The following is a 20,961-nucleotide window of genomic DNA, read 5'->3' as shown; positions in this document are numbered from 1 at the left end:
CGAAAATGCAAGACGTCGTCATTGTTGCTGCCACGCGTACCGCGATCGGCAGTTTCCAGGGTGCGCTGGCCTCGGTATCCGCAGTCGATCTGGGCGCGGCGGTGATCCGCCAGTTGCTCGAGCAGACCGGTCTGGACGGTGCTCAGGTCGATGAAGTGATCATGGGCCAGGTACTGACTGCCGGCGCCGGCCAGAACCCGGCGCGTCAGGCTGCGATCAAGGCTGGCCTGCCCCACGCCGTACCGGCCATGACACTGAACAAGGTCTGCGGCTCGGGTCTGAAAGCCCTGCACCTCGGCGCTCAGGCGATCCGCTGCGGCGACGCTGACGTGATCATCGCCGGCGGCCAGGAAAACATGAGCCTGTCCAACTACGTGATGCCGGGTGCACGCACCGGTCTGCGCATGGGGCACGCGCAAATCGTCGACACCATGATCAGCGACGGCCTGTGGGATGCGTTCAACGATTACCACATGGGTATCACTGCCGAGAATCTGGTCGACAAATACGAAATCACCCGTGAACAGCAGGACACCTTCGCTGCTGCTTCACAGCAAAAAGCCGCCGCTGCCATCGAGGCCGGTCGCTTCGTCGATGAAATCACCCCGATCCTGATTCCGCAGCGCAAAGGCGACCCGGTTGCGTTCAAGGTTGACGAGCAACCGCGCGGCGCTACCACCGCCGAATCCCTGGCCAAACTGCGCCCGGCTTTCAAAAAGGATGGCAGTGTCACTGCCGGCAATGCTTCCTCGCTGAACGACGGCGCCGCCGCTGTGATCCTGATGAGCGCCGAGAAAGCCAAGGCGCTGGGCCTGCCAGTGCTGGCCACTATCGCCGCTTACGCCAACGCGGGCGTCGACCCGGCGATCATGGGCATCGGCCCGGTCTCGGCCACTCGTCGCTGCCTGGACAAGGCTGGCTGGTCGATTGACCAGCTCGATCTGATCGAAGCCAACGAAGCCTTCGCCGCACAATCGCTGGCCGTGGCCAAGGATCTGCAATGGGATCTGGACAAGGTCAACGTCAACGGTGGCGCTATCGCTTTGGGCCACCCGATCGGTGCATCGGGTTGCCGGGTGCTGGTGACTTTGCTGCATGAAATGATCAAGCGTGATGCGAAAAAGGGTCTGGCGACCCTGTGCATCGGTGGTGGCCAAGGCGTCGCCCTGGCGCTGCAACGCGGATAAAGAGCAATACAGACAGCGAGCGGATCCACGACATCCGCCCGCTGTCTACCTGCTTACCTGCTTACCTGCTTACCTGCTTACCTGCTTACCTGCTTACCTGCTTACCTGCAGGAGTTGCCGAAGGCTGCTCCGACAGAGGATTGTGTCGTTCACGAATATGGCTTGCGCAGCAAATAAGTATCCATGATCCACCCATGCTCAGCCCGCGCAGCCTTGCGCACCCGCTCGATCTCATCCGCCACCTCCCCGATTTTGCCGCTGATCAGAATCTCATCCGGCGTGCCCAGATAGGCCCCCCAGTAAATCTCTGTCTGCGGATCAGCCACATGGTGGTAGGAATCTTCGGCGTCGAGCATCACCACCAGACTGTCGGCATCACTCACCTGCCCCGCCGCCAGACGCCGGCCTGTGGTGATTTCTATCGAGCGGCCAATCGTATTCAGCGGCACCTTGTGCTGCGCGGCCAACGCCTGAACGCTGGTAATCCCAGGGATCACCTCAAATTCGAAGGCACAGCGGCCTGACGCCAGAATCGCCTGGAGGATACGAATGGTGCTGTCGTACAACGCCGGATCGCCCCACACCAGAAAACCGCCGCACTCGCCGTCAGACATTTCGTCATTGATCAGCCGTTCGAAGGTTTGCTGTTTGGCGCGATTCAGATCATCGACGCTGGCGGTGTAGTCCACATCGCCACGCTCGCGCTCCGGGCTGTGGGCTTGGACGAAACGATACGTGGGATCCGTGATGTAGCGCTCACAGATCTCGCGACGCAGGTCGATCAGTTGGTGCTTGCTCGCGCCTTTATCCATCAGAAAAAAAACATCCACCCGATTCAGCGCTTTCACCGCCTGCATCGTGATGTAGTCCGGATTGCCGGCACCGATGCCGATCACCAGCAGTTGTTTCATCAGTGCGCTCCTGCAACGTCGAGACCGGGCAAGCGTAGCCGCCAGCGCCCCGTGAAGCGCAATTCGACAACCGATAACGGCTCGACATCAATGTCATGAAAGGCCGAACCGCGCATCATCTGCATCAGCGCGGCGCGGATGATGAACGGATGGGTGACCGCCACGACATGGCCCGGCGTAGCTTGCAAACTGACCAGCCACGCTGCCACCCGTTCACAAAGTTGCGCAACCGACTCACCACCGTGGGGCGTGGCGTGGGGATCTTCCAGCCAGGTGCGCAACGCCGCTTCCTGTGTGCTTTGCAGATCCTTGATCGATTGGCCGTGCCACTGTCCCCAATCACAATCGCGCAGCGCCTCATCGACTTGAGCATCCGCGCCAAACCACGCCGCCGTCTGCCGGGTGCGCAACTCCGGTCCGCAGATCAAACGCCGCGGAGGTTGGAAACGCGTAGCCAGCGCCTCAGAGGCCAAGCCAATATTTTCAACAGGCTCACTCGTAGGAAAACGCGCCAATTTTTGTGCGACGGTTCGTGCATGGCATATCAATGTCAAACGGCTGGTTTGCACAATCAATCACTCGGTCGAGGGACATCAAAATTCAACGGCGCATTGCCGATATGTTGGCCATTGTGCCGTAAACCGAGGCTTGCGGACTGTCCGATGCCGCGAAGTGTCACTCAGCGATAGTGAAAAAGCGGCGATATCTGACACCACAATGGGCAATGGACTACATAACCTGTCGATCTCAATGTAGCCCTTGTTACACGGGCATCTCGCCCCATTTTAGGGCCTTTTCAACACGGCAAAAAAATCGCTAGACATGTAGCGTCCGTTACATAAATACTGTTTTAACGGATTGTGAAACGAATTCGACACACCCATCCAGCAGGAGCCAGGATGCCCCCTCTCAGAGACCTGATCACCGACCCCGGCCTCGACCTTACGCCGTCGGAGCGCAAAGTTGTTCGCGCCCTGCTTGATCAGTACCCACGCAATGGGCTGGGGCCCATGGCGCGACTGGCCGAACATGCCGGCGTCAGCGATCCGACCATCGTCAGGCTGGTGAAAAAACTCGGTTTCGGCGGTTATGCCGAATTCCAGGACGCCCTGCTCAGCGACATGGACCATCGCCTGCGCTCGCCGCGCACCCTGCTGCAGCCACGCGCGCAGCAGCAAAAGGATGACGCCTGGAGCCACTATCTGGGCGACAGCCACCGCCTGCTGGTTGAAACCCTATCGCTGACCCAACCCGAAGACGTGCGCATCCTCACCGACTGGCTGCTCGATGGCCGACATCAGGTGTACTGCTTCGGCGGCCGTTTCAGCAGCCTGATGGCGACTTACCTGCTCAATCACTTGCGCCTGCTGCGGCCCGGTTGCTTTGCGCTGGAGGACAACGCGCAACTGCCCGATCGCCTGTTCGATCTGCAACGCCAGGACGTGGTGCTGGTGTTTGACTACCGCCGTTATCAAACCCAGGCCCTGCGCGTCGCCAGTGCCGCGAAAAACAGCAACGCACGCGTGGTGCTGTTCACCGACATCTACGCCTCGCCGCTGCGCGAACTGGCTGACCTGATCATCAGCGCCCCGGTGGAATCGGCTTCGCCGTTCGACACCATGGTCCCGGCGCTGGCTCAGGTCGAAGCACTGATCGCCTGTCTGACCCTGCGTACTGAAAATCTGGCCGATCGCCTGGAAGGCATCGACGCCCTGCGCAACGACTTCAACACCCACCTGCTGGAGGATAAATAAGGATGTTCAGCCTTCCCCACCGCTCGCCGCGAGACTTGCCGTTTGTCACCGACCATACCGCGTTGCTGCTGGTCGACATGCAGCGTGCCTGGCTCGAGCCGCAGTTCGACCCGCACCTGAACGGCCCGGACGGCGAGTATTTCCTGACCCGCACGCACATGCAGGTGGTGCCCAATCAACGCCGGTTGCTCAGTGCCTTTCGCCAGGCGCGACAAAACGTTCTGCACACCATCATCGAAAGCCTGACCGCTGATGGCCGCGACCGCTCGCTGGATCACAAGTTGTCGGACATGCACCTGCCCAAGGGCAGCGCGCAGGCGCGAATCATTGAAGACCTGACCCCGGTGGAAAACGAAATCGTCCTGCCGAAAACCTCTTCCGGGGTCTTCAACTCGACCAACATCGACTACGTGCTGCGCAACCTCGAAACCCGCCATCTGATCATCGCCGGCATCGTCACCGACCAATGCGTCGACATGGCCGTGCGCGACGCCGCCGACCGTGGCTATCTGGTGACGCTGGTCGAAGACGCCTGCGCCACCTACAACGAAGCCCGGCATCACGCCTGCCTGAATGCGATCAAGGGTTACTGCTGGATCACCGACACCGATACCGTGCTCGCTCGGTTGCAGGAGATGCAGCCATGAGCGCACGCCTGACGCCGCTGCCGATGACCACCATCGTCACCACCGACCTGATCGGCATCACCCGTGGCCGCTCGTTCCCCACCGATGAACTTGAGCATTACCAGGCCGCCGGTTGCGGCTGGGTTCCGGCCAACAGCGCGTTGACGCCGCAAGACATCATTGCCTCGACCAACCCGTGGGGCGCCTATGGTGACTTGCGCCTGATTCCCGATCTGAGCAGCCGCGTCACCGTCAGCAACGGGCCGGATGCCGATGCACCAGCGCTGGATTTCATTCACGGCGATATCCGCGAAACCGACGGCCGCCCATGGGGTGCCTGCCCGCGCACGTTGTTGCGTGATGAAATCGAGCGCTACCGCGACGCGTTGGGGTTGCAGGTCAATGCCGCGTTCGAACACGAATTCAACCTGCACGCAGGTTTTGCCGAACACCTGGCGTTTTCCCTCGAAGCGCAGCGTCAAGGTGCCGAATTCGGCGGCTGGCTGCTCGCCGCACTGCGCGCCGGCGGCGTCGAGCCGGAAATGTTCCTGCCGGAATACGGCAAGCATCAATACGAAATCACCTGCCGTCCAACCCTCGGCGTGGCAGCGGCGGACCGCGCAGTAAACGTGCGCGAGATTACCCGCGAGATTGCCCGGCAAATGGGCCTCGACCTGAGCTTCGCGCCGAAAACCGCCGAGAACGCAGTGTGCAACGGGGTACACCTGCACGTCAGCCTGCTTGATCTGGCCGGCCAGCCAATGCTCTACGACGCGGGCACCAGCAATGGTCTGTCGACCCTCGGCCAGCATTGGGCGGCGGGCATCCTGCATTACTTGCCCGCGCTGTGTGCGTTTACTGCGCCGACGCCGGTGTCGTACGAGCGCTTGCAGCCGCACCACTGGAGCGCGTCCTACGCCTGCCTCGGCCAGCAGAACCGTGAAGCGGCGCTGCGCATCTGCCCGACGGTGACGCTGGGCGGCAAATCCGTGGCCACGCAGTTCAACCTGGAATTCCGCGCCATGGACGCCACCGCCTCGCCGCACCTGGCCATGGCTGCGCTGCTGATCGCCGGACGCCTGGGCATCGAACAGCGTCTGGCGCTGAACGCGATCACCGATGAGATTCCCGACTCACTTAACGACGAGCAACGCACGGCGCGGGGCATCGTTGCCCTGCCCGTCTCGCTGGCCCAGGCACTGGATTGCCTGCGCAACAGTGGCGCCTTCAATAAATGGCTGCCCAAGCCGTTGCTCGATACTTACCACGCCCTGAAAACCGAGGAACTGGCGCTGACGGAACAGCTCTCGCCCGCTGACCTGTGTGAGCACTATGCACGCCTGTACTGAATCCGCCGAGCTGGGGTTGTACACCCGACCGGTCTACAACCTGAGCCGCGCTGACTCGACGCACCCGGTGATTCTGGTGTGCGAGCACGCCAGTCGCTACATCCCCGAGGCCCTGAACAACCTGGGTCTGGACGATGCCGCCGCGCGCGAGCACATCGCCTGGGACATCGGCGCGCTGCAACTGGCCGAGCAATTGTCGGAAACCCTCGGCGCGACGCTGTTGAGCGCCAACTATTCGCGGCTGCTGATTGATCTGAATCGACCACGGCATGCGCCTGACAGCATTCCGGCGCAGAGCGAGATTTACCAAGTGCCGGGCAACCGCGAGCTGGACGAAGCCACCCGAGAATACCGGCGCCAGACGCTGTTCAAGCCGTTTCACACACAGTTGCAGACGCTGATCGACGAACGCATCGCCAAGGGTCAACCGGTGCGGGTGGTCGGGATTCACAGTTTCACCCCGGTGTATTACGGCCAGCCGCGCCCGCTGGAAATCGGCGTGTTGTTCGGTCAGGCCAAGACGTATGCCCAACGGCTGCTCGACGGCCTCGAAGAGCTTCCGCTGAAAGTCGCGGGCAACCAGCCGTACAAGATAGATCCGCTGGGCGACATGACCGTGCCAGTGCACGGTGACGCCCGCGGCCTGGAGTCGGTGTTGATCGAGGTGCGCAACGACTTGCTGCAAAGCCCGGAAGCCGTCTCGCGCTGGGCTGGATACCTCGCACCATTGCTGTAAGGAAAGACGCCTGTAAAGACTGCTGATGCTGTAACGGATTACCGATAGAAGAACTAAAAGACAATCGATGGCTGACAAGGAGTTGCGCTTCATGGAAATTGAAGAATTCGGCTACAAGCAAGAGTTGAAACGTAGCCTCACGCTCACGGATCTGGTGGTGTACGGGATGATCTTCATGATCCCCATCGCCCCGTTCGGCGTGTATGGCTACGTGAATGCCGAGGCACCGGGAATGGTGCCGCTGGCGTACATCATCGGCATGGTGGCGATGCTGTTCACGGCGTTGAGCTACGGCAGCATGGCCAAGGCTTTTCCGATCGCAGGCTCGGTGTATTCCTACGCGCAACGCGGCCTCAATCAACACGTCGGCTTCATCGCCGGTTGGCTGATGCTGCTCGATTACCTGCTGATACCACCGCTGCTGTATGTGTATGCGGCGATGGCGCTCAACCATTTGTATCCGGACATTCCGAAAGTCGGCTTCATTCTGGCGTTCCTCGTCAGCGCGACCTTCGTCAACCTGCGCGGCATCACCTTCACCGCGCGGATGAACATCATTTTCCTGCTGGCGCAACTGGTGGTGCTGGGCATCTTCCTGTTCTACGCCTGGAACGCCCTGCACAACGGTGGCGGTAACGGCGAGCTGACTCTGGCGCCGCTGTATCACCCGGAAACCTTCAATTTCGCCCTGCTGATGCAAGCGGTGTCGATTGCGGTGCTGTCGTTCCTCGGCTTCGACGCGATTTCCACCCTCGCCGAAGAGATCAAGGACGACCCGGGCCGCAGCGTCGGCAAAGCCGCTCTGATCACCTTGATGGTGATGGGTGTGATCTTCGTCGCGCAGACCTGGATTGCTACTGATCTGGCAGCGGGCATGGGCTTCAAATCCGCCGACACCGCGTTCTATGAAATTGCCGAAATCGCCGCTGGCAGTTGGCTGGCGACCCTGACCGCTGTAGCGACTGCGCTGGCCTGGGGCGTGGCGGTGGCGATCACTTCGCAAGCCGCTGTCTCGCGCCTGCTGTTCGGCATGGCCCGCGACGGCAAGTTGCCGAAAGTGCTGGCCAAAGTGCATCCGAAACACAACACCCCGTACCTGAGCATTTATCTGGTGGCGGTGCTGTCGCTGGTGATCTGCTACCTGTTTATCAACTCGGTCGACACCCTGACCTCGCTGGTGAACTTCGGCGCGCTAAGCGGTTTCATGCTGCTGCACCTGACCGTGATCAACTACTACTGGCGTCGGCAAAAATCCGGTCAGGTCGTGCGTCATCTGATCTGCCCGGTGATCGGCTTCATCATCGTCGCGGCCATCATGTACAACATGGGCGTCGATGCGCAGAAACTCGGCCTGATCTGGATTGGTCTGGGCCTGGTGTACCTGTTTTTCCTCAACAAGTTCGGCGCCAGTACCGCGCTGCCTGACCCGAGCAACGGCTGACAAGAAAAAGAGCGGCGTCTGACAACAAATCAGGCGACCGCCGCTTTAACGCGTGGAAACCGACAGTGATAGTCAGGTTCGGTGATTCGCCGAACCTTTTGATACAGGAGTACATCCATGCTGGTCTTACGCCCAGTCGAGCAGAATGACCTGCCCCAGCTCCAACAATTGGCCCGCGACAGTCTGGTGGGCGTGACCTCCTTGCCGGACGACAGCGAGCGTTTGCGCGAGAAAATCGCTGGTTCCTGTGCCTCGTTTGACAGCGAAGCCGCAGCACACGGCCCGGAGAACTATTTCTTTGTGCTGGAAGATTCCGACAGTCAGCGGCTGGTCGGTTGTTCGGAGATCCTCGCCAAGGCCGGTTTTGGCGAGCCGTTCTACAGCCTGCGCAATCGCCATTTCACCAGTGCCTCGCGGGAGCTGAATATCGAGCACGGCGTGCCGGCGCTTTCGTTGTGCCACGACCTGAACGATCACACCCTGTTGCGTGGTTTCCACATCGACGCAGCGCTGGTGCGAACGCCGTTTTCCGAATTGCTCTCGCGGGCGCGCCTGCTGTTCATCGCGGCCCATGCGCAGCGCTTCGCCGAAGCAGTGATTACCGAAATCGTCGGTTACAGCGACGAGAACGGTCATTCGCCGTTCTGGGATGCGCTGGGCAAACACTTCTTCGACCTGCCCTACGCCGAGGCCGAGCGCCTGTGCGGGTTGCAGAGCCGCGCGTTCCTCGCCGAACTGATGCCGCAATACCCGATCTACGTGCCGATGCTGCCGCAAGCGGCGCAGGACTGTATCGGCCGTATTCACCCGGATGGCCAGGAAGCCTTCGACATTCTTGAGCGCGAAGGCTTTGAAACCAACAGCTACATCGACCTGTTCGACGCCGGCCCTACGCTGTATGCGCGTACCGCGAACATCCGTTCAGTCGCTCAAAGCCGGACCGCACAGGCGCAGCAACAATCGCACATTGATGCACGCAGCCGTTATCTGCTGAGCAACGATGCGCTGCATGGCTTCCGGGCCATCGTCGCCGAACTTGATTACCACCCCGATCAACCGCTGTCCCTCACCCCTGCAATGTGTGCGGCGCTGAACGTGACCGATGACAGCCCGATCCGGCTGATTGCCCTGTGAACCGCGCCCGGTTCCGCACCCAACGACAGTGCCCGAACAGGCGCGAAGAAGGAGTTACAGCATGATTGTCCGCCCGGTTAAAGTCAGCGACCTGCCCGCGTTGATGACGCTGGTACAGCAGGCAGGCCCGGGGTTCACCACCCTGCCGGCCAACGAAGATCGCCTGTCCCACCGGGTACGCTGGGCGCAACGGGCGTTCGCCGAGCAGGTGGAACGTGCCGATGCCGACTATCTGTTTGTGCTCGAAGACGATGACATGCGCGTGGTGGGTGTCAGCGCAATGGCCGGCGCGGTTGGTTTGCGCGAGCCCTGGTACAACTATCGGGTCGGGCTGACGGTGAGTTCGGCCCCGGACCTGGGCATTCAACGGCAGATCCCGACGCTGTTCCTCAATAATGAACTGACCGGCCAATCGGAGTTGTGCTCGTTGTTTCTGGGCCATGACCATCGCCACGGCAGCAACGGCCGCTTGTTGTCGTTGGGGCGTTTGCTGTTCGTCGCTGAGTTCCCTCATCTGTTTGGCGAGAAAATGATCGCCGAACTGCGCGGCAGTGCCGATGAGCTGGGTTGCTCGCCGTTCTGGGACAGTCTGGGCCGACACTTCTTCCAGATGGACTTCAGTCACGCCGATCACCTGTCGGGGCTGGGTAACAAATCGTTCATCGCCGAATTGATGCCGCGCCAGCCGCTGTACACCTGCCTGCTCACCGAACAGGCGCAAGCCGCCATCGGTCAGGCGCACCCCAATACCGAACCGGCGCTGAAGATCCTCCAGGCTGAGGGTTTTGCCCACAAAGGCTATATCGACATTTTCGACGGTGGGCCGGTGATCGAAGCGCCAATCCGCAATATTCGCACGGTGCGCGACAGCCTTGAGTTGGCCCTTAGCCTCGGCACCCCGGACGAACAGGCGCCGCTGTGGCTGATCCATAACCGCCGCCTGGAAAACTGCCGCATCACCGTCGCCCGCGCTCGCCGGGTCGGCAGCAGCCTGGTGATCGACCGCCTCACGGCCAAGCGCCTGCAACTGCAACCGGGCAATTCGGTGCGGGCAGTGATGTTGCCCAATCAACAGCAGCAGGCCGTGGCTGCCTGATCCCCCCTATATGGAGGAGATCCAACTGTGGCGAGGGGATTTATCCCCGATGGGCTGCGAAGCGGACCCAAAAAAAGCCAACACCGCTTCCTTTCAGGCATACCGCATGCACCGGTTTTGCGACTGCTGCGCAGCCGATCGGGGATAAATCCCCTCGCCACAGTCGGGTCCTCTCAGACAGGCAAACCCTTCATTATAGGTTAATCCTTTCAGCACTTTATTCATCATCAACCTCTACCCTCGCAAATTCGTCATGATCATTGACCCATTCGCGTGATAGCCTTTTCATTCTTCGGCGTTGACACCTTTGCTCAAGCCGTTCCATTCCTTTGTATTGGTGGAACTCGTATGACCAGGCTTTCCCATCAAGATTTGCGCCGTAACTTCCGTCAGCTGCTGGCCTCCGACACCTGCTACCACACGGCCTCGGTGTTCGACCCGATGTCCGCCCGCATTGCCGCGGACCTGGGTTTTGAAGTGGGGATTCTCGGTGGTTCCGTGGCCTCGTTGCAGGTATTGGGCGCGCCGGACTTTGCCCTGATCACCCTCAGCGAGTTCGCCGAACAGGCCACCCGCATCGGCCGTGTCGCCCAATTACCGGTGATTGCCGACGCCGACCACGGCTACGGCAACGCCCTCAACGTGATGCGCACCATCGTCGAACTGGAACGCGCCGGCGTCGCCGCCCTGACCATCGAAGACACCTTGCTGCCCGCCCAATTTGGCCGTAAATCCACTGACCTGATCACGGTTGCCGAAGGCGTCGGCAAGATCCGCGCAGCGCTGGAAGCCAGGGTCGACACGGAAATGGCGATCATCGCCCGCACCAACGCCGGCATCCTGCCGAACCAGGAAATCATCAGCCGCACCCGCCAGTATCAGGCTGCCGGCGCCGATGGCATTTGCATGGTTGGCGTGCAGGACTTCGATCAGTTGGAGCAGATTGCAGAACATCTGACCGTGCCGCTGATGCTGGTGACCTACGGCAACCCGGCACTGCGCGACGACAAACGTCTGGCCGAACTGGGCGTGCGCGTGACCATCGACGGCCATGGCGCGTACTTCGCGGCGATCAAGGCAACCTACGACAGCCTGCGCGAACAGCGGCAGATCTTTACCCAGGCTTCGGACTTGAGCGCGACCGAATTGACGCATACCTATACCCAGCCGGAGGAATACATTCTCTGGGCCAAGGAATATATGAGCGTCAAGGAGTGATGTGTTGGCCGCACCGGCCTCTTCGCGAGCAGGCTCGCTCCCACATTTGATCTGTGTCGAACACACATTCTGTGCTCACTACAATCCACTGTGGGAGCGAGCCTGCTCGCGAAGGCATCTGCCGCTACACCGCTAAATCGGGGTTTTGTAAGCCTCCTCCCGCTGCATCGCCCTGGCCTGAATCACATTCAAAATCGCACACCCTTCGCGCATCAACAGATGGGGAGGACGTGGCATTACTTGGTCGGTCATAGAATTCACTCCAAATGTGTCAGGTTCTGTATTCGACCGGCCACGATCGTCGCGGAGTTGAAGCCCCTGTAGGAGCTGCCGAAGGCTGCGATCTTTTGATTTTCCCCCTGAAGATCAAAAGATCGCAGCCTCGTTTCACTCGACAGTTCCTACAGGACGGGGGGTTACGCTATGAATAACGACAAACTCCCGTCACTGCCCCTTGGACAACTCCATGATCATCCGCGACAACAGATATATCCGCGGCGCCACACTCGCCACCTCCGCATATTCCTCCGGCGTATGAATGTTGCCGCCAACAATCCCGAAGCCATCCAGCGTCGGCGTGCCAACCCCGGCCGACAGACTCGCATCGGCCGCGCCACCGCTGCCCTCCTCGGTCAATTTGCGGCCGATTTCGCCGTAAATCCCCTGAGCCATGGCCATCAGACGATCTGACTCGGCCGTCTGCGGCATCGGCGGTAGACCCCGTTGCAAACTCGTGGTCACCACGGTGTCTGGAATCAGCTTGTCCTGCGACACCCGCGCCAGATCCTTCTCGATCCGGTCGAACTCCTCCGGCACCGCCGCACGCACGTCAGCCTTGGCCGTGGCTTGATCCGGAATCACGTTGGTGCGATCGCCAGCCTTGAGCACGGTGAAGTTGATGGTGGTTTTCTTCGCCTCATCACCCAGCTTGCCCAGTTGCAGAATCTGGTGCGCCGCTTCCATCGCCGCGTTGCGCCCCAATTCCGGCGCGACCCCGGCATGCGCCGCTTTGCCCTTGACCTCGACCACCGCCGTCGCGCTGCCCTTGCGCCACACCACCAGGCCATCGGCCGGACGACCCGGCTCAAGATTGAGCGTCACGTCATGCAGTTTGGCGGTTTTCTTGATCAGGTCGGTGGCGACGTCCGAGCCGGTTTCTTCGCTAGCGTCGAGCAGGAAGGTGATTTGCGCGTAGTCCTTGAAGTCGAGGTTTTTCAGGATTGTCAGTGCATAGATCCCGGCGACGATGCCGCCCTTGTCGTCCATCACCCCCGGGCCGTAGGCGCGTCCGTCCTTGATGTGGAATGGCCGCTCGGCCGCCGAACCTTCCTTGAACACCGTGTCCATGTGCGCCATCAGCAGGATTTTCGCCTTGCCGGTGCCCTTGAACGTGGCCAGTACGTGGTTGGTTTTTTCCGGGGTATTGGGTACCAGTTCGAGGGTGGCTCCGAGCTTTTTCAGCTCATCAATGACAATCTCGCTGACTTGCTTGAGGCCTGGCTCATAACCGGAGCCTGTATCGATATTAACCAGGCGTTCCAGCAGTTTCAGGGCTTCGGGCTGGTATTGCTCAGCATTGGCGAGGACTTGTTTATGCGGTTCGGCATTGGCGGTAGCGGCAGAGAAAGCGAGCGTCAGGCCGAGGCTGGCGGCCAGCAGGGAGCGGGAAAATGAGAACGTCATGAATCGATCCTTGTTTCGCGTCGGGAGGGACTTGAACCGTACCTGACATTGACGCGAGGCTCTATCCCGGATGCGACACCGATTGAACCGGTTCACACAGTTGATATACGGGGAGTCAGACCGAGTCGAGCACCGGCTGCTTGGGCAGGTTGTCGCAATTGCAGATAACCCGGTTGCGCCCACTGGCCTTGGCCTCGTACAACGCCTGATCCGCATCATTGAGCCAACGCGTCGCATCGGCATGGGCCGGATCGTACTCCGCCAGTCCGATGCTCAAGCTGACCTTCAACGCCGGGTTCTGCTCATAACCGAGCGTGGCGAAGCGCTCGCGCAACGCTTCCATGGCCTGGGCGGCATGGAACAATGGTAGCTCCGGGAGAATCACGCAGAATTCATCGCCCCCATATCGCCCCGCGATGTCGGTGGCACGCAGGTTCTGCTTGAGCAGTTTGCTCAGTTGCCGCAGCACGATGTCGCCGGCCACATGGCCGTAGGTGTCATTGATCGCCTTGAAATGATCGATGTCGATCAATGCAATCGCCGCCCCCTGTTTCTGCCGTTTGCAGCGCTGAAAGGCGATTTCCAGTTGATCCTTCCAGGCACCGTGGTTGAGCAGCCCGGTGAGGCTGTCGGTGCGGCTAAGCGCGAGCAATTCACGTTTATGCAGCCCCAGCGTGTAGGCCTGGCGAAAACAGATCCAGCCCAGCGCCAGCGGATAGAGCATCAGCAACGGCAGGCAGGCATACAGTTGCAAGGGTGAGGTTTGCGGAATGAAGGCTGGGGCAAACACCACCAGCCCTACGCCAACCCCAAGGAGCTGCGCCGCAGAACCGGCCAGCAGAAAGCGCACACCGCCGATGGCCACGTTATTCATCGCCATCATCGAGATGGTCGTGGCGCTGGGCAGCGGATTGAACTGCATGGCGGCGACCCAAAAACCGCCGAGAAAGGCGTCGATCAATAGATTTCGGTGTTCGCCGTGGTAAGGCACGCTTGAACGGCGCGCCCATTGAAAGGCCAAATGCGGCCAGACCAGGCCGTTGATCAGCATCAGCGCCCATACCCACAGCGGTGGATCGAGCGGGTACATCGCCACGCTCACGCACAGAAGCCCCAGGACCAGACCGAGGGTTCGCGATGTGTAGAGCCTCCTGGCCAATGAAAGTCCCTTCCCTCCCGTGTTTCCCATAGGGGCCTCGATCACTCGACGGAACTTGCACACCGTCAGACGGACTTGCTTGGAGTCTAACAGGGCGACGTTAAATAGCCATCACCGGCTAGCGGGCTCAACGGGCGCTGATCCGCCGGGCACAGTGCAAATATTTGGCTATACATGAAAGGAGGAAAACGGAAAAACAACTATAAGAAGGAGGCCCATGCAGACTTACCAAGTGTTGATCATCGGTAGCGGTTTTGGCGGCCAGTGTGCGGCGGTCAACCTGCTCAAGGCCGGGATCGACGATTTTCGTATGCTGGAACGGCGCGACTTCTTCGGTGGCACCTGGTGCCAGAACACTTACCCCGGCGCGGCGGTGGACGTGCCGTCGCCGCTGTATTCGCTGTCGTTCGCGCCGTACCGCTGGTCGCAGATGTTTGCCGAGCAGGCGGAACTGCACCGTTACACCGAGCATGTGATCGACCAGTTCGGTCTGCGTGAGCGGGTGGAACTGCAGGCCAATGTCGAGCGCGTCGAGTGGGACGAGGCTGAAAAACGCTGGGCCGTCCACACCGCGACCAAGGGCACGTTCTACGCGCAGTTCATGATCAATGCCACCGGGCCGTTGAGCCAACCGGTGATCCCGCACTTCCCGGGGCAGGAGCGCTTTCAGGGCAAGACTTTTCACACAAACCATTGGGATCACAGCTACGACTACCGCGGTAAACGCGTGGCCATCGTCGGCAGCGGCGCCAGCGCGGCGCAGGTGATCCCGGCGATTGCGCCGAAGGTCGAGCAGTTGCATGTGTTCCAGCGCACACCGCATTGGGTGTTGCCTCGCGCTGATCGCGTGTTCGGGCCGTTTCAGCGTTGGCTGTTGGGCTTGAAACCGGCCTACAAGCTATTGCGCTGGCTGATCTACTGGCAGTTCGAAACCCGGGTAATTGCCTTCAAATACTCGAAGCCGGCGATTCACCTGGTGCAGAAGCAGGCATTGCGCTTTCTCAAGCGCCAGGTGCCCGATCCGTTACTTCAGCAAAAACTCATCCCGGATTTCACCATCGGCTGCAAACGGGTGCTGGTTTCCAGTACTTACTACCCGGCGCTGACTCGGCCTAACGTCACCTTGCACAGTCGCGAACAAGGCATCGCCTCCATCGACGAAAGCGGGATCAACACCCAGGACGGTCAGCACATCGATGTTGATCTGATCGTCTGGTCGACCGGTTACGACGCCACCGATGGCGTTATTTCCTACCCGGTCAGCGGAAAAAACGCCGTGCAGCTCAGAGAGGTCTGGGCCGAATACCCCCGCGCCTACCTCGGCACCAGCCTGCCGGACTTTCCCAACCTGTTTATCGTCACCGGCCCCAACACGGGCATTGGCCACACATCGGCGCTGTTCATCATCGAATCGCAGATGAACTACATCCTCGACTGCATCCGCACCGTGCAGGCCAAAGGCCTGCGCAGCATCGAAGTACGTCCCGAGGCAGAACGTACCTACACTGAGATGATCCACCGGGAGATGGAGCGCACGGTCTGGAAGTCCGGCGGCTGCCACAGTTGGTATCAAAGCAAGAGCGGTCATGTGATCGCTATGTTTCCCGGCTTCAGTTTCAGCTATTACCGCTTGACCCGGGCGCTGAAACCGGCCGATCACATTCTGTCCTGACTACGTAAAAGGAAGACGTCGATGCTTTTGCTGTTTGTCGCCCTCGCAGTGTTCGTGGCCTGGAGTTGGTTGAGTTACCCGGCGGTCGGCCATTGGCTGTATGACCTGAACATGGCCACCGAAGCCAAGTTGTACAAGCTGCACAAGATCGAAGTGCCGATCGCCGAGATGACCGTCTCGACCTGGCAAGGTGGGCCGTACGAAGCTGCCAGCGCGATCCTGATGCTGCACGGTTACAGCGCCGACAAGAACCTGTGGCTGCGCTTCTCGCGGCATTTCGTGCGCCAGTATCGAGTGATCATTCCGGATCTGGCCGGCCACGGTGAAACCGGCTTCAAGGCCGGCGGCGGCTACGATATCCCGCTGCAGGCCAAGCGCATGATCCAGTTGCTCGACGTCTGCGGCGTGGAGAAAGTCCATGTGATCGGCAACTCCATGGGCGGCTACATTGCGGCGTGGTTGGCGGCGACGTATCCGGACCGGATTGCCTCGGTAGCGCTGATTGATCCGGCCGGCGTCACGGCGCCGGAGGTCAGTGACATGGAGCGGCATCTGGCCCGTGGGCATAACCCGTTTCTGATAAATTCCCGAGAGGAATTCCAGCAGTTTTATGCCATGACCATGGCTTCGCCGCCGTGGGTGCCGAAGCTGGTACTGGACGCCATCGCCCAGCGCTACGAACGGCAACGCGATGAACTGGAAGAGATCTTCCGCGATTTCCGCGCCAGCCCGCCGATGGAGCCGAAACTGGCCGATATCAAATGTCCGGCGCTGCTGCTGTGGGGGCGCAAGGATCGGCTGATCGACGTCAGCAGCGTGCCGATCTGGAGCAAAGGCATCGTCAATTTGCAGGTGGATGTGTGGGACGGCGTCGGGCATATGCCGATGGTCGAACAGCCGGTTAATACCGCGCGGTTGTACCGGGAGTTTCTGGAAACCCAGCGATGAACGTCCGGAAGAACGCGATCCCTGTGGCGAGGGGATTTATCCCCGATGGGCTGCGCAGCGGCCCCCGTCTTGGCATTGAGTTGGTTCAGGACAGATCGCATTCACTGGGTTGGGTCTGCTACGCAGCCCATCGGGGATAAATCCCCTCGCCACAGGAAAGTATTTCTACCCATAAGACGGTGGGTTTTGCGATGAACATTTTGTATGACGAACGCCTCGACGGTTCGCTGCCTGACGTGAACAAGGCCGAGCTGCTCAAGGCCTTGCAGCAAGCCGTGCCCGACCTCGACATTCTGTGGCGTGAAGACGAACTCAAACCCTACGAATGCGACGGTCTGTCGGCTTACCGCACGACGCCCATGCTGGTTGCCCTGCCCCGTCGGCTCGATCAAGTGCAGACCCTGCTCAAACTCTGCCATCAACAAAACGTTCCGGTGGTCGCCCGTGGCGCGGGCACCGGTTTGTCCGGCGGTGCCTTGCCGCTGGAAAAAGGCTTGCTGCTAGTCATGGCGCGTTTCAACAACATCCTGCACATCGACCCGGCTGCGCGCACCGCACGGGTTCAGCCGGGCGTACGCAATCTGGCAATCTCCCAGGCCGCCGCGCCGTTCGGCCTGTATTACGCGCCGGACCCGTCGTCACAGATCGCCTGTTCGATCGGCGGCAATGTCGCCGAAAACGCCGGCGGCGTGCATTGCCTCAAGTACGGCTTGACCGTGCACAACCTGCTGAAAATCGAAGTGCTGACCATCGAAGGCGAACGCCTGACGTTGGGCTCCGACGCCCTCGATTCAGCGGGTTTCGACCTGCTCGCGCTGTTCACTGGTTCCGAAGGTTTGCTGGGGATCATCACCGAAGTCACGGTCAAACTGCTGCCCAAACCCCAAGTCGCCAAGGTGCTGCTGGCCAGTTTCGATTCCGTGGAAAAGGCCGGGCGCGCGGTGGCGGAAATTATTGCGGCAGGGATTATTCCCGGTGGCCTGGAAATGATGGACAACCTGGCCATCCGCGCCGCTGAAGATTTCATTCACGCCGGTTACCCGGTCGACGCCGAAGCCATCCTGCTATGCGAACTCGATGGCGTCGAAGCCGATGTCCATGACGACTGCCTGCGGGTGCGCGCCGTCATGACCGAGGCCGGCGCGACCGAAGTACGCCAGGCCCGTGACGAAGCCGAACGCGTGCGTTTCTGGGCCGGGCGCAAAAACGCCTTCCCGGCCATCGGCCGATTGTCGCCGGACTACTACTGCATGGACGGCACCATCCCGCGCCGCGAATTGCCCGGCGTGTTGCAAGGCATTGCGCGCCTCGGCGAGGAGTACAACTTGCGTGTGGCCAACGTGTTCCATGCCGGCGACGGCAACATGCACCCGCTGATCCTGTTCGACGCCAACCAACCCGGCGAACTGCATCGCGCCGAAGCGCTGGGCGGCAAGATCCTCGAATTGTGCGTGCAGGTCGGCGGCAGCATTACCGGCGAACACGGGGTCGGCCGCGAGAAAATCAATCAGATGTGCGCGCAGTTCAATAACGACGAACTGCGCCTGTTTCACGCGGTAAAAGCCGCGTTCGACCCGAAGGGCCTGCTCAACCCCGGCAAGAACATCCCGACCCTGCACCGCTGCGCCGAATTCGGTGCGATGCACATTCACGCCGGGCAACTGCCATTCCCTGAGCTGGAGCGCTTCTGATGGCCGATTTCGATGCCAGCAGCGCCCTGCTCGATCAGGTCAATCAAGCGCGGGCCAACGCCACGCCGCTGAAGATTCAGGGCGGCAACAGCAAGGCGTTTCTCGGGCGCGAAGTGGCCGGTGAAGTGCTGGATACTCGCGCGCACCGTGGCATCGTTCGTTATGACCCGACCGAGTTGGTAGTCAGCGTGCGTGCCGGCACGCCGTTGTCCGAGTTGCTCGCCGCGCTGGACGCTGCCGGGCAAATGTTGCCGTGCGAACCGCCCGCGTTCGGCGACGGCGCCACGGTCGGCGGCATGATCGCCACCGGGTTGTCCGGGCCACGGCGGCCATGGTCAGGCTCGGTGCGGGATTTCGTCCTCGGCACAAGGGTGATCACCGGTCTCGGCCAACACCTGCGCTTCGGCGGTGAAGTGATGAAAAACGTCGCTGGTTATGACCTGTCGCGGCTGATGGCCGGTAGTTACGGCTGCCTCGGCGTGCTGACTGAAGTCTCGCTGAAAGTCCTGCCCAAACCCCGTCAGTGCCTGAGCATCCGCCTCGATATCGACTGCACCCGCGCCTTGGCCAATCTCGCCGAATGGGGCCAGCAACCGCTGCCGATCAGCGCCGCGTGTCACGATGGCGACAGTCTTTACCTGCGCCTTGAGGGCGGCGAAGGCTCTGTGACGGCGGCGCATCAACGTTTGGGCGGTGAACCGCTGGACTCGGTGTTCTGGCGGGATTTGAACGAACAACGTTTGCCGTTTTTCGACGAAGGCCTGCCGCTTTGGCGCCTGTCACTGCCCAATAACCTCGGCCCACTGGACTTGCCAGGCGAGCAACTGATCGACTGGGCCGGCGCGCAACGCTGGCTTAAATCCGACAAACCGCACATTCATATCCACGCTCAGGAACTCGGCGGCCACGCCACGTGCTTCACTCACGGCGCCAGTGACTCGCCGTTCCAGCCGCTGGACTGGACCCTGCTGCGCTATCACCGGCAACTCAAGGCGCAACTCGACCCGCAAGGGCTGTTCAATCCAGGCCGGATGTACGCGGAGTTCTAGCCATGCAAACCACCCTCAGCGAGCAATCCCGACTGTTGCCCCGTGCCGCCGAGGCGGAAAAGATCCTGCGCACTTGCGTGCATTGCGGCTTTTGCAACGCCACCTGTCCGACCTATCAATTACTCGGTGATGAACTCGATGGCCCGCGCGGGCGCATCTATCTGATCAAGCAAGTGCTCGAAGGCGCACCGGCCACCCCGCAGACGCAACTGCACCTGGACCGCTGCCTGTCGTGCCGCAACTGCGAAACCACCTGCCCGTCCGGCGTCGATTATCACAACTTGCTCGACATTGGCCGGGCGGTGGTCGATCACGCGGTACCGCGTCCGGCGGCGCAGCGTTTGTTGCGTGAGGGACTGCGGGCCTTGGCACCGAATCCGGGGTTGTTCAAGGGTTTGCTGCGGATGGGCACGGCATTCCGACCGCTGTTGCCGCGAATGTTTGAAAGCAAACTGCCACAGCATCTGCCGAGTTCGGGTGTGCGCCCGCACCCACAGCATGCGCGCCGGGTTTTGCTGCTGGAAGGCTGCGTGCAACCGGGTTTGTCGCCGAATACCAATGACGCCACGGCGCGGGTGCTGGATCGACTCGGGATCAGTGTCACGCCAGTGGCCGAAGCGGGTTGTTGCGGCGCGCTGGACTATCACCTCGACGCCCAGGCCAAAGGCCTCGACCGCGCCCGGCAGAACATCGACGCCTGGTGGCCGCGTCTGCAAAACGGCGCCGAAGCCATCGTGCAGACCGCCAGCGGCTGCGGCGCGTTCATCAAGGATTACGGGCATCTGCTGGAGGATGATCCGGCTTACGCCGACAAGGCGCGGCGGATCAGCGAACTGACCCTCGATCTGGTGCAGGTTATCGCGCAGGAACCGCTAGAGCAGGTGTGTGCCGCCGGCGAACAGCGCATCGCCGTGCATTGCCCGTGCACCTTGCAGCACGCGTTGAAACTTGGCGGCGCCGTTGAAGCGGTGCTGACTCGCCTGGGCTTCAACCTGACCAACGTGCCGGACGGTCATTTGTGCTGCGGTTCGGCGGGCACTTATTCGCTGACCCAACCGGCCATCGCCCGGCAACTGCGCGACAACCGCCTCAATGCTCTGGAAAGCGGCCGCCCCGAGCTGATCGTCACCTCCAACATCGGCTGCCAGAGCCACCTCGCCAGTGCTGGTCGGACACCGGTCAGGCACTGGATCGAACTGGTGGATCAGTCGTTGGCAGAATGAAGTTCGTAGGATTCTTCGTTTGCCCGCGCGGGAGAAGGCTGCGATCTTTTCCTCCATCCATTTCGTGACCGTGGCAGGAATTTT

Annotated in this window: 18 protein-coding genes; 14 read left to right on the top strand and 4 right to left on the bottom strand. The window is 60.9% G+C overall.

Annotated features, from left to right (window positions below; translation table 11 throughout):
• The first annotated feature begins 5 nt into the window (after positions 1–5).
• Complete coding sequence (locus tag ACA069_RS11540; protein ID WP_489879993.1) at positions 6–1,187, top strand: acetyl-CoA C-acetyltransferase; 1,182 nt, start codon at positions 6–8, stop codon at positions 1,185–1,187.
• Between the two features lie 149 nt (positions 1,188–1,336).
• Here the strand turns inward: ACA069_RS11540 and cobF are convergent, their stop codons facing one another.
• Positions 1,337–2,098 carry a precorrin-6A synthase (deacetylating) gene (gene cobF / locus ACA069_RS11535; RefSeq protein WP_497617603.1) on the bottom strand — a complete coding sequence of 254 codons (762 nt, stop codon included), beginning with the start codon at positions 2,096–2,098 and terminating at the stop codon, positions 1,337–1,339.
• Positions 2,098–2,667 (bottom strand): histidine phosphatase family protein, encoded by a 570-nt coding sequence (locus ACA069_RS11530; RefSeq protein ID WP_489879991.1) that lies wholly within the window; start codon positions 2,665–2,667, stop codon positions 2,098–2,100. The genes cobF and ACA069_RS11530 overlap by 1 nt, the downstream gene beginning before the upstream one ends.
• A 330-nt stretch (positions 2,668–2,997) precedes the next feature.
• On the opposite strand from ACA069_RS11530, the gene ACA069_RS11525 reads away from it, so the two are divergent.
• From ACA069_RS11525 to ACA069_RS11490, 8 genes are all read left to right on the top strand, one after another.
• Positions 2,998–3,852, top strand: a complete 855-nt coding sequence (locus ACA069_RS11525; RefSeq protein ID WP_187677072.1) for a MurR/RpiR family transcriptional regulator — start codon at positions 2,998–3,000, stop codon at positions 3,850–3,852.
• Between the two features lie 2 nt (positions 3,853–3,854).
• Positions 3,855–4,499: a cysteine hydrolase family protein gene (locus ACA069_RS11520; protein ID WP_497617600.1), complete on the top strand. Its 645-nt coding sequence runs from the start codon at positions 3,855–3,857 to the stop codon at positions 4,497–4,499.
• A complete protein-coding gene (locus tag ACA069_RS11515; RefSeq protein WP_497617598.1) occupies positions 4,496–5,827 on the top strand; it encodes a type I glutamate--ammonia ligase in 1,332 nt (443 codons plus the stop codon). Before ACA069_RS11520 ends, ACA069_RS11515 begins: the two co-directional genes overlap by 4 nt.
• Positions 5,811–6,563, top strand: a complete 753-nt coding sequence (locus ACA069_RS11510) for an N-formylglutamate amidohydrolase (protein ID WP_497617596.1) — start codon at positions 5,811–5,813, stop codon at positions 6,561–6,563. Before ACA069_RS11515 ends, ACA069_RS11510 begins: the two co-directional genes overlap by 17 nt.
• Before the next feature lie 91 nt (positions 6,564–6,654).
• On the top strand, positions 6,655–8,004 hold the full coding sequence (locus ACA069_RS11505) for an APC family permease (RefSeq protein ID WP_497617594.1): 1,350 nt from the start codon (positions 6,655–6,657) through the stop codon (positions 8,002–8,004).
• A gap of 117 nt (positions 8,005–8,121) precedes the next feature.
• Positions 8,122–9,138 carry an arginine N-succinyltransferase gene (locus ACA069_RS11500; RefSeq protein ID WP_187677067.1) on the top strand — a complete coding sequence of 339 codons (1,017 nt, stop codon included), beginning with the start codon at positions 8,122–8,124 and terminating at the stop codon, positions 9,136–9,138.
• A 61-nt stretch (positions 9,139–9,199) separates the two neighbouring features.
• Complete coding sequence (gene astA, locus ACA069_RS11495) at positions 9,200–10,234, top strand: arginine N-succinyltransferase (RefSeq protein WP_497617591.1); 1,035 nt, start codon at positions 9,200–9,202, stop codon at positions 10,232–10,234.
• A 348-nt stretch (positions 10,235–10,582) separates the two neighbouring features.
• Complete coding sequence (locus ACA069_RS11490) at positions 10,583–11,452, top strand: isocitrate lyase/PEP mutase family protein (protein WP_016774123.1); 870 nt, start codon at positions 10,583–10,585, stop codon at positions 11,450–11,452.
• Positions 11,453–11,896: 444 nt separating this feature from the next.
• Here ACA069_RS11490 and ACA069_RS11485 read toward each other — a convergent pair whose 3' ends face one another.
• Together ACA069_RS11485 and ACA069_RS11480 are read right to left on the bottom strand one after the other, a co-directional pair.
• Positions 11,897–13,135 carry a M20/M25/M40 family metallo-hydrolase gene (locus ACA069_RS11485; RefSeq protein ID WP_497617589.1) on the bottom strand — a complete coding sequence of 413 codons (1,239 nt, stop codon included), beginning with the start codon at positions 13,133–13,135 and terminating at the stop codon, positions 11,897–11,899.
• A 115-nt stretch (positions 13,136–13,250) separates the two neighbouring features.
• A complete protein-coding gene (locus ACA069_RS11480; protein WP_187677063.1) occupies positions 13,251–14,324 on the bottom strand; it encodes a diguanylate cyclase in 1,074 nt (357 codons plus the stop codon).
• A gap of 187 nt (positions 14,325–14,511) precedes the next feature.
• On the opposite strand from ACA069_RS11480, the gene ACA069_RS11475 reads away from it, so the two are divergent.
• From ACA069_RS11475 to glcF, 5 genes are all read left to right on the top strand, one after another.
• Positions 14,512–15,966: a flavin-containing monooxygenase gene (locus ACA069_RS11475; protein ID WP_401269185.1), complete on the top strand. Its 1,455-nt coding sequence runs from the start codon at positions 14,512–14,514 to the stop codon at positions 15,964–15,966.
• A gap of 21 nt (positions 15,967–15,987) precedes the next feature.
• Positions 15,988–16,914, top strand: a complete 927-nt coding sequence (locus tag ACA069_RS11470; RefSeq protein ID WP_497617586.1) for an alpha/beta fold hydrolase — start codon at positions 15,988–15,990, stop codon at positions 16,912–16,914.
• Positions 16,915–17,105: 191 nt separating this feature from the next.
• Complete coding sequence (gene glcD, locus ACA069_RS11465) at positions 17,106–18,605, top strand: glycolate oxidase subunit GlcD (RefSeq protein ID WP_497617585.1); 1,500 nt, start codon at positions 17,106–17,108, stop codon at positions 18,603–18,605.
• Complete coding sequence (gene glcE, locus ACA069_RS11460; protein ID WP_401269180.1) at positions 18,605–19,654, top strand: glycolate oxidase subunit GlcE; 1,050 nt, start codon at positions 18,605–18,607, stop codon at positions 19,652–19,654. Before glcD ends, glcE begins: the two co-directional genes overlap by 1 nt.
• Before the next feature lie 2 nt (positions 19,655–19,656).
• Positions 19,657–20,877, top strand: a complete 1,221-nt coding sequence (gene glcF / locus ACA069_RS11455) for a glycolate oxidase subunit GlcF (protein WP_497617584.1) — start codon at positions 19,657–19,659, stop codon at positions 20,875–20,877.
• Positions 20,878–20,961: the final 84 nt, after the last annotated feature.

It is taken from the genome of Pseudomonas sp. LBUM1652, from assembly GCF_059716105.1.
This window is presented reverse-complemented; position numbering and strand designations above follow the sequence as displayed.

Excerpts from the sequence above, each read along its gene's own strand:
- ACA069_RS11540 (WP_489879993.1), top strand. The coding sequence starts at position 6 with ATGCAAGACGTCGTCATTGTTGCTGCCACGCGTACCGCGATCGGCAGT.
- cobF (WP_497617603.1), bottom strand. The coding sequence starts at position 2,098 with ATGAAACAACTGCTGGTGATCGGCATCGGTGCCGGCAATCCGGACTAC.
- ACA069_RS11525 (WP_187677072.1), top strand. The coding sequence starts at position 2,998 with ATGCCCCCTCTCAGAGACCTGATCACCGACCCCGGCCTCGACCTTACG.
- ACA069_RS11520 (WP_497617600.1), top strand. The coding sequence starts at position 3,855 with ATGTTCAGCCTTCCCCACCGCTCGCCGCGAGACTTGCCGTTTGTCACC.
- ACA069_RS11515 (WP_497617598.1), top strand. The coding sequence starts at position 4,496 with ATGAGCGCACGCCTGACGCCGCTGCCGATGACCACCATCGTCACCACC.
- ACA069_RS11510 (WP_497617596.1), top strand. The coding sequence starts at position 5,811 with ATGCACGCCTGTACTGAATCCGCCGAGCTGGGGTTGTACACCCGACCG.
- ACA069_RS11505 (WP_497617594.1), top strand. The coding sequence starts at position 6,655 with ATGGAAATTGAAGAATTCGGCTACAAGCAAGAGTTGAAACGTAGCCTC.
- ACA069_RS11500 (WP_187677067.1), top strand. The coding sequence starts at position 8,122 with ATGCTGGTCTTACGCCCAGTCGAGCAGAATGACCTGCCCCAGCTCCAA.
- astA (WP_497617591.1), top strand. The coding sequence starts at position 9,200 with ATGATTGTCCGCCCGGTTAAAGTCAGCGACCTGCCCGCGTTGATGACG.
- ACA069_RS11490 (WP_016774123.1), top strand. The coding sequence starts at position 10,583 with ATGACCAGGCTTTCCCATCAAGATTTGCGCCGTAACTTCCGTCAGCTG.
- ACA069_RS11485 (WP_497617589.1), bottom strand. The coding sequence starts at position 13,135 with ATGACGTTCTCATTTTCCCGCTCCCTGCTGGCCGCCAGCCTCGGCCTG.
- ACA069_RS11480 (WP_187677063.1), bottom strand. The coding sequence starts at position 14,324 with ATGGGAAACACGGGAGGGAAGGGACTTTCATTGGCCAGGAGGCTCTAC.
- ACA069_RS11475 (WP_401269185.1), top strand. The coding sequence starts at position 14,512 with ATGCAGACTTACCAAGTGTTGATCATCGGTAGCGGTTTTGGCGGCCAG.
- ACA069_RS11470 (WP_497617586.1), top strand. The coding sequence starts at position 15,988 with ATGCTTTTGCTGTTTGTCGCCCTCGCAGTGTTCGTGGCCTGGAGTTGG.
- glcD (WP_497617585.1), top strand. The coding sequence starts at position 17,106 with ATGAACATTTTGTATGACGAACGCCTCGACGGTTCGCTGCCTGACGTG.
- glcE (WP_401269180.1), top strand. The coding sequence starts at position 18,605 with ATGGCCGATTTCGATGCCAGCAGCGCCCTGCTCGATCAGGTCAATCAA.
- glcF (WP_497617584.1), top strand. The coding sequence starts at position 19,657 with ATGCAAACCACCCTCAGCGAGCAATCCCGACTGTTGCCCCGTGCCGCC.